The organism is uncultured Campylobacter sp. (assembly GCF_937949835.1).
Classification (GTDB): Bacteria; Campylobacterota; Campylobacteria; order Campylobacterales; family Campylobacteraceae; genus Campylobacter_B.
Genome location: NZ_CALEDC010000348.1, coordinates 1 through 8,313, shown reverse-complemented (window position 1 = coordinate 8,313; position 8,313 = coordinate 1). Strand labels below are relative to the sequence as shown.

Annotated in this window: 7 protein-coding genes; 5 read left to right on the top strand and 2 right to left on the bottom strand. The window is 48.2% G+C overall.

The genetic code is table 11. The annotated features are described in order from the left end of the window. Positions 1 to 144: 144 nt before the first annotated feature. The gene (locus tag Q0256_RS08030; protein ID WP_297962041.1) at positions 145 to 756 is read right to left on the bottom strand and encodes a hypothetical protein; all 612 of its coding nucleotides are present in this window, start codon (positions 754 to 756) and stop codon (positions 145 to 147) included. A 96-nt stretch (positions 757 to 852) separates the two neighbouring features. Between Q0256_RS08030 and Q0256_RS08025 the strand changes: the two genes are divergently transcribed. From Q0256_RS08025 to Q0256_RS08005, 5 genes are all read left to right on the top strand, one after another. Continuing rightward, positions 853 to 1,422: a TRAP transporter small permease subunit gene (locus Q0256_RS08025; protein ID WP_005871495.1), complete on the top strand. Its 570-nt coding sequence runs from the start codon at positions 853 to 855 to the stop codon at positions 1,420 to 1,422. A gap of 93 nt (positions 1,423 to 1,515) precedes the next feature. Further along, positions 1,516 to 2,877 carry a TRAP transporter large permease subunit gene (locus Q0256_RS08020; protein ID WP_297962039.1) on the top strand — a complete coding sequence of 454 codons (1,362 nt, stop codon included), beginning with the start codon at positions 1,516 to 1,518 and terminating at the stop codon, positions 2,875 to 2,877. Between the two features lie 43 nt (positions 2,878 to 2,920). Then, entirely contained in the window at positions 2,921 to 4,759 is a 1,839-nt protein-coding gene (locus tag Q0256_RS08015) for a biotin/lipoyl-containing protein (protein ID WP_297962037.1), read from the top strand. A 132-nt stretch (positions 4,760 to 4,891) separates the two neighbouring features. Further along, the gene (gene pckA, locus Q0256_RS08010; protein ID WP_297962035.1) at positions 4,892 to 6,475 is read left to right on the top strand and encodes a phosphoenolpyruvate carboxykinase (ATP); all 1,584 of its coding nucleotides are present in this window, start codon (positions 4,892 to 4,894) and stop codon (positions 6,473 to 6,475) included. Beyond that, a complete protein-coding gene (locus Q0256_RS08005; protein ID WP_297962033.1) occupies positions 6,450 to 7,802 on the top strand; it encodes a CAP domain-containing protein in 1,353 nt (450 codons plus the stop codon). The genes pckA and Q0256_RS08005 overlap by 26 nt, the downstream gene beginning before the upstream one ends. A 91-nt stretch (positions 7,803 to 7,893) precedes the next feature. On the opposite strand, the gene Q0256_RS08000 is transcribed toward Q0256_RS08005, so the two are convergent. Next, positions 7,894 to 8,313 (bottom strand): hypothetical protein (locus Q0256_RS08000; RefSeq protein WP_297962031.1); only part of this gene is annotated, 420 nt, incomplete at its 5' end.

Below are 8,313 nucleotides of genomic sequence, written 5' to 3'. Positions count from 1 at the left end.
TGACAACAAGGAGCAAGTGACCTTAACCAAAGGCAGAGATGGCTTATGTGATCGGGTATGGAGTATGCCGGGGCTTAAAAATGTAGATAACATCTATAGTTCAAATGCTCTTATTATTGTCCAATGACCTACTTTGCGTGGGATTTAAATCCCACGCCTTTTATTTATAAATCCGAGTAAAATTCCAATCGTCCAAATAATTGCGAAAAATATAAAGATAAAACTCCAAAATTGCGCTAGATCCACGCTTTTGCTTGTCGGAAACAGATACCAACCTCCGCTATAAAGTGCCGTTAGTTTGGCTTGCAGTCCCTCTAGCGTCGCACCAGCAGGCAACGCCGGTATGTCGAATGCGCAGCTGTTAAACGGCTTAAAAATCGGCACTACGCTTATATCAAAATTTAAAAATTTCACCGCTCCGCCGCAGCCGCTCATCCCGCTCATATCTCCGCTCCCTCGCAGTACCGTGTGAATTTTAGCTAAATTTAGCGACGAGGCAAATCCTAGCGCCGCGCCGTAAAACCACACCGCATATCCGCAGATCGCACCGTAAACGTCCTTGCCTAAAACCGTTAAAATCACCGCTCCTAGCGCTATGGCGCAAAGCCCGAATCTCACGTGAATGCTAAAATTTTCTGGATAGATAAAAAGGAATTTTTGCAAGAAAAAATATGAAAATGCTAGCCAAAAAAGCGCCCAGATGGCACAAAAAGCGAGAAATTTTTTAGAGTATTTGTTTTGAAATTTTAAAATCATAAAAATCCTTTCCGCGCATAATTTTATAATAAATTGCAGATATTTTTGCTAAAATCCTAGCTTTTATAGTAAAAATATCAAGTAAAGGGTAAAATTTTGAAGGGTTTTTTACGCAGATTAGAAAGAGCTTTTGATGCGTTCGCAAATATTTTAGGCGTATTGAGTATCGTATTTTTGGCGCTTTTAGTTATAGTCGTTTTTTACAATGTTGTGGCGCGTTATCTTTTTCCAGCCGCAAATTCCGTCGCTATGCAAGAACTTACGTGGTGGCTATATTCAGCGATGTTTTTATTCGGTGTGACCTACGCGCTCAAAGAAAACGCCCACGTTCGCGTGGATATTTTTTACGAAAAATTTAGCCCCACTGCAAAAGCGCTCATAAATATCTTAGGCACGATATTTTTCATTTTGCCTTTCGTGGCGCTCGTGGCGTTCTTTTCGATCGATTACGTGAGCGAGGCTTATACGAGCCATGAGGCCAGCGCCAATCCCGGCGGCATGCAGCATCTTTGGATCATCAAGTCCGCAATCACGCTTAGCTACGCGTTTTTATTTATCTACGCATTTGGATTTTTGATTAAAAATATTAACGCCCTGCTTGATGTTAGGGAAAACAAAGGCTCGGAATTTCTTAGTGGGAATTCTTCGGGCGCACAGAGTGTGTGAGGGCAAAATGAGCTTAAATTTAAAATTCTATAAATTTCACACTTTTCGCGCTTGGGCGGAATTTTGCCTAGGCGAGATAAAAGGTGGCGAGCTATGATAGGCATAGTGATGTTTGCGGCAGCACTTTTTATGCTACTACTGGGATTTCCCGTTGCGTTTACGTTCGGCGCCGTGGCGGTGATTTTCGGCTTTATCTACGGACTTAGTGAGGCGTGGGATTACGCGCAGGGCTTTGAAATTTTAACCGAAGCTTTCGAGGATATGAGCAGACAGTTTTTCTCGCTGATGCCTAATAGAATTTACTCGATTATGGAAAATCAGCTGCTAATTTCGGTGCCGCTTTTTATTTTGATGGGTATGATTTTGCAAAAGACTCGCCTTGCGGAGCGTTTATTAGAGTCGATGGCATTTTTATTCGGCGGCGTACGAGGCGGCGTGGCGATCAGCACCGTTTTGGTGGGCGCGTTACTTGCGGCTACGACGGGCATCGTGGGCGCGACTGTCATCGCTATGGGCGTCATCAGTCTACCCGTAATGATGAAATACGGCTATGATAAGCCACTGGCTACCGGCACCATCGCTGCTGCGGGCACGCTTGGGCAGATTATCCCGCCCTCGATCGTGCTGATTATTTTAGGCGATATACTTTCGGTCTCTGTGGGCGATCTTTTCTCCGCGGCAGTTATTCCTGGGCTCGTGCTAGTGGGTTTTTACGTGATTTATATTGCGATTATTTCATATATTTGCAAAGATTATGCGCCGCCTGTTCCGCAGCTAGAGGGGCTTAGCAAATCAAAGCAAATTTTTATCGCACTTAAAAACGTCGTGCCGGTGCTCGTGCTGATTTTGCTCGTTTTGGGATCTATTTTTGCAGGCATCGCTACGCCTACGGAGAGCTCGTCGGTAGGCTGCTTGGGTGCGATAGCGCTAGCTGTTTTATATCGCACTTTCTCATTTAGGCTGATCTATGACGCGCTAAAAAATACCGCTAAAATTTCGGGTATGGTTTTTATGATTTTGATGGGCGCCACGGCATTTTCGATGATTTTTTCTTACACGGGCGGAGATGAGGTCGTGAAAAATTTTATGGAAAACCTGCCCGGTCAAGCATGGGGATTTATCGCGCTTACGATGGTAGTTATCATAGTGCTTGGATTTTTTCTCGATTATGTCGAAATTTCATATATCATTTTGCCGATACTTTTGCCGATAGTAGAGTCTTTGCATATCAATCCCGTGTGGTTTGCGATCTTAATCGCTGTAAATTTACAAACATCGTTTATGACGCCGCCATTTGGATTTTCGATATTTTTCTTAAAGGGCGTGACGCCGCCGCAAATCCACACCACGGATATTTACAAGGGTGTGCTACCTTTTATTTTATTGCAAATTCTAGTTCTATTAACGCTTGCAATCTTTCCGGGGGTTTTTGGTTTAAAAGCTTTTTTAGGCTAGAAATATTAAAATTTGCGCATAAATTTAATCTTAGGAGCTAAAAATGGCTAAAAAGCTTATCGACGTTATGGATACGACCTTTCGCGACGGATTTCAGTCTGTTTTCGGCGCGCGCGTGGCGATGCAGGACTTCCTGCCTGCCGTTAGCGCGGCGAAGGACGCGGGCATCACGCACTTCGAGTTTGGCGGCGGCGCGCGGTTTCAGAGCCTGTATTTTTACCTAAACGAAGACGCCTTTGAGATGATGGATAAATTTAGAAGCATCGTGGGACCTGAGGCGAACCTACAGACCCTTAGCCGCGGCGTAAATACCGTCACGCTCGATACAGGTAGCCGCGAGATCATCGATCTGCACGCCAAGCTTTTTGCCAAACACGGCACGACGACGATTCGAAATTTCGACGCGTTAAACGACGTGGAAAATTTAAAATTTAGCGGCGAGTGCATACATCGTCACGGCCTTAAACACGAAGTTGTGGTTACGATGATGGATCTGCCGCCCGGATGCAGCGGCGCGCACGATGCGGCGTTTTATGAGAGAATTCTGCGTCAAATTTTGGACGCGCAGATCCCGTTTGACAGCGTCTGCTTCAAAGACGCAAGCGGCACCAGCAGCCCGCAGAAGGTCTATGAGACGATCAAGCGCGCGCGTAAAATTTTAGGCGACGGCGTGCATATCCGCTTGCACACTCACGAGACGGCGGGAGTTAGCGTCGCATGCTACCAGGCTGCGCTCGTTGCGGGCGTAGACGGCATCGACCTTGCCGCGCATCCCGTAAGCGGCGGCACGAGCCAGCCGGACATCCTTACGCTGCTGCACGCGACGAAGGGGCAAAATTTCGACCTGGGACTGGATGCAGAGAAAATTTTAAAATACGAAGAGGTTTTGGGCGAGTGCTTGAAGGATTACTTCATGCCGCCAGAGGCCACGCAGGTAAGCCCGCTCATTCCGTTTTCGCCGATGCCCGGAGGCGCGCTTACCGCAAACACTCAGATGATGCGCGATAATAAAATTTTAGACAAATTTCCAGCCGTCATCAAAGCCATGCGCGAGGTCGTCGAAAAGGGCGGCTTCGGCACGAGCGTAACGCCGGTTAGCCAGTTTTATTTCCAGCAGGCGTTTAACAACGTAATGTTCGGCCCGTGGAAAAAGATCGCCGAGGGCTACGGTAAGATGGTGCTAGGCTATTTCGGCAAAACGCCCGTTAAGCCGGATGAAGGCGTGATTAAGCTAGCCGCCGAGCAGCTGGGACTACAACCTACGACCAAGCACGCCGTAGATATCGCCGATGCCGACGAGAGCAAGAGCGTCGCGTATGCGCAGAAGATTCTACGCGAGCAGGGCATCGAGCCTAGCGAGGAGAACGTATTCATAGCGCTTGCGTGCAAAGAAAAGGGCATCGCGTTTTTAAAAGGCGAGGGCAAGGTGATGAGCCGCAAAAAAGAGGACGTAGCACCCGCCGAAAGTCATCAAAGCGGTATTTCTAAAAACGGCAAATTTGACGTTAAGATTAACGGCAAAATTTACAACGTAGAATTTGCCGGACAAAACGTGCTCGTAAATGGCGATCGATACGACGTTAGCTTCGATACCTCAGCGCCCGCAAAGCCGCAACCGCAAGGCTCCGCCGGCGAGCAGCCCACTGCTGACGCGCGAGGCGGTACGGACGATAACGATATAAAAGCGACGCTTCCTAGTAATGTATTTAAAATTTTAATAAAGGAAGGCGACGCTGTTAAGGCGGGACAGAATGTCATCGTTCTTGAAGCGATGAAGATGGAGATAAATATCGAAAGCCCGCGTGATGGCGTAATCGATAAAATTTTAGTCGCTCAAGGCGATACGGTCGATGCCGATCAGGTGCTCGCGATTTTAAGATAAGCTCTAAAATTTAGGCGGGCACTTCCGCCTAAATTTCATGGCGATCATCCTCAGCGCTTAAGCGAGCTCACCTAAATTTTAAGCTATAATAGCGCAATCTTTTATCAAAATTTAATTTAAAAAGGACGCAAAATGACAACTCCGAACGATCTGGATAAACTAGGTCTTAAAAATATCAAAAAAATCAACTACAACTTAAGCTACGACGAGCTTTTCGAGCTTGAAAAGGCGATGGACGAGGGACGCGTATCAAGCAACGGCACCTTTATGGTCGATACGGGCATATTTACGGGTCGCAGTCCAAAGGATAAGTACTTCGTAAAACAAGATCCGAGCCAAAAATACATCGCTTGGGGCAAGGTAAATCAGCCTATCTCAAAAGAGCTCTTCGATAAGCTTTTAGCCAAAGCCAAAGCCCAGCTAAGCGGCAAAGAAATTTTTATCCAAGACGCCTATTGCGGCGCCAGCAAATCCAGCCGTAAAAACGTGCGCTTCGTAACTGAAGTCGCGTGGCAGGCGCATTTTGTTAAAAATATGTTCATCCGCCCAAGCGAGAGCGAGCTAGCGGAATTTCATCCAGATTTCGTCGTTTACAACGCGTGCAAATGCAAAAACGAGGACTACGCGAGCGACGGGCTACACTCCGACGTTTTCGTTATTTTTAACGTTGAGGAAAACGTCGCGGTTATCGGCGGCACCTGGTACGGCGGCGAGATGAAAAAGGGAATTTTTTCGATGATGAACTACTGGCTGCCGCTTGCGGGCAAGATGTCGATGCACTGCTCGGCAAACGTGGGCAAAGAGGGCGACACGGCGTTATTTTTCGGCCTAAGCGGCACGGGCAAAACGACGCTCTCTACAGATCCAAACCGCAAGCTAATCGGCGATGATGAGCACGGCTGGGATGACGAGGGGATATTTAACTTCGAGGGCGGCTGCTACGCGAAGTGCATAAATTTAGACCCGAGCAGCGAGCCTGAAATTTACGCCGCGATCAAACGCGACGCATTGCTTGAAAACGTGGTCGCCAACGAGGCTGGCGTAGTAGACTACAAAGACGGCAGCAAGACCGAAAACACCCGCGTCAGCTACCCGATCTATCACATAGATAACTACGAGCCAAGCTCCGCTGGCGGCCATCCGAAGAATATCATCTTCTTAACCGCCGACGCATTCGGCGTTTTGCCGCCGGTCGCAAAGCTAACCAAAGAGCAGGCGATGTATTATTTCCTAAGCGGCTATACGGCCAAAGTCGCAGGCACCGAGCGCGGTATCACAGAGCCCGTGGCAACCTTTAGCGCGTGCTTTGGCGAGCCGTTTATGCCGCTACACCCGACCGTCTACGCTAAGTTGCTCGGCGAAAAGATCGACAAGCATAATGTCAGCGTCTATCTCGTAAACACCGGCTGGAGCGGCGGCGCGTACGGCGTGGGCAAACGAATGAGTATCAAAGCAACGCGTGCATGCATAAACGCGATCCTTGACGGCAGTATCAAAAAGTGCGAATTTGAAAATTTCGAAAAATTTAACCTCGCGATCCCAAAAGAGCTCGCAGGCGTCGAGACGAAGCTGCTAAATCCGATCAACACGTGGGAAAACAAGGACGAATACGTCACGACTCGCGATAAACTAGCGGGTATGTTTGAGGCGAATTTTAAACGCTACGAGGACGTAAAAGAGGGGGTCGAGTTTGCTAAAGCAGGCCCTAAGGCTTAGGCTCCTGGGCCTCGGGGCGATTTGCGCGCTTTTTGCCGCATGCGAAAACACCCCCTCAAATTTAAAACAGCCGCTCGTTGCGATGAGCGGCTTTTCCTTTTACGACGATCCGCTAAGCTACATCAACAATGTGCGCGCAAAATCGGGGCTAAACTACTTTGCGCAGAATGAAATTTTAAATATCTCCGCGCTTAATCACGCAAAATATGTCGTCGCAAACGAGGCGATGTCGCACGACGAAACCGCGGGCCGAGCGGGCTTTACGGGCGAAGATCCGTCAAAGCGCGCTTTTTACGCAGGCTATAATGCCGCAGTACGAGAAAATTTATCCTATAATTCAAGCGATCTAAAAAGCGCGATCGACGGGCTTTTAAGCGCGATTTACCATAGATTTGCATTTTTGGATTTTGCCTCGGATGAGATCGGCATCGGCTATTTTGAGCACGGCAAAAAAAGTAGCTACGTTTTTGAGATGGGGAATTCGCGTCTCAACGCCTTTTGCTCGCGAAATTTAAACGACGAAGGAAGCGGCAAATTTCTACTTGGGATGTGTAAAAACGAAACGCTACGGATGAGGGAGGATAAGTTCAAAAGCGCCGCTGCGCTAAATTCGCGCCCTTACGTATATTACCCGAACGACGAGCCCGCGCTTGCGTTTTTCAGCAATGAAATTCCAGATCCCATGCCCGAGTGCAAAATCACCGCAAACCCCGTAAGCGTGGAATTTAATGCCGAGGGGCCGCCCGTAACGATGAAAAGTTTTAAAATTTACGAAGGCGGCAGGGAGCTTCAAAACGTTAAAATTTTAGACAAAAACTCCGATCCTAACGCCATTTTAAGCGATAGGCAGTTCGTGCTTTTCAGCCGAGACGTTTTTAAATTTGACGCCAAATACGGCGCGGAGTTTAATTACGAGCAGGGCGATAAGCAAAAGACGCTACGGTGGGAGTTTATCACGCAGGCGCCTAAATTTAGATACTTTGTCGTGCAAGGCGGAGAAAATCTGAGCGTGAAAAACGGCACGTTTTACGATATATTCGTAGCCCCCAAAGACTGCAACGATTTGATGAAAAGCTACAAAACCAGCTACTCTTTTATGGATAAGCCCGAAATTTCAAGCCCCGCGGCAAATATGCTGCGCGTAAAGCTAAACGGCGCAAAGGGCGCGAAGCTTGAAATTTCGACAGACAACGGCGCGATAATAAATCTGTATTTAAGCGACGACTCCAAAAGCTACGGCGGCATGGGTAAAATTTACGCCGCAATCGCGGCGGTTTTGACGGCGATCATCTTGTTTTATCTTTTGGCAAGGCGCAGAGAGCGATAGGCGAGACCTATTTTCGCGACTTCTGTTTTTGTCTGCGCGCACAGGGCGCATAATGCCTGTCTAGCGTGAAATTTAATGCAGAGCTCGGTTTTTAAATTTCATCCCCGTTTATCTCATCCGCAAGTTTTAAAATTTTATCCCGCACCGCCTCAGGAGCGTAGATATCCATCCACTCTATCCCGTTTGATGCGCTAAAAAGCACGGCGATCCGCCCCTCGCTCATCGCGCGCTTGGCAAGCTTGGTCGCCGCGGGGCTGTTGCCCATGTTTGGCGTTTCGTCTATGCTTATCTCGGTGCAGCGGCGCAAAATAGGCGCCAGATCAAACTCGCCCTCAAGCAAAACAACGACCGAGCCGCGCCTAAAGCTGCAGGCGTTCCAAAAGATCTCGGCGCCGTTTACGCATTCGCGCGAGAGATCGAGGCGAAATTTACCCCGCTCGCGCACGAGAAAACTAAACTCGCTCAAGTTTAGCGGGTGCTCTACGCTACCGAAGGCTCCCACGATGCTATC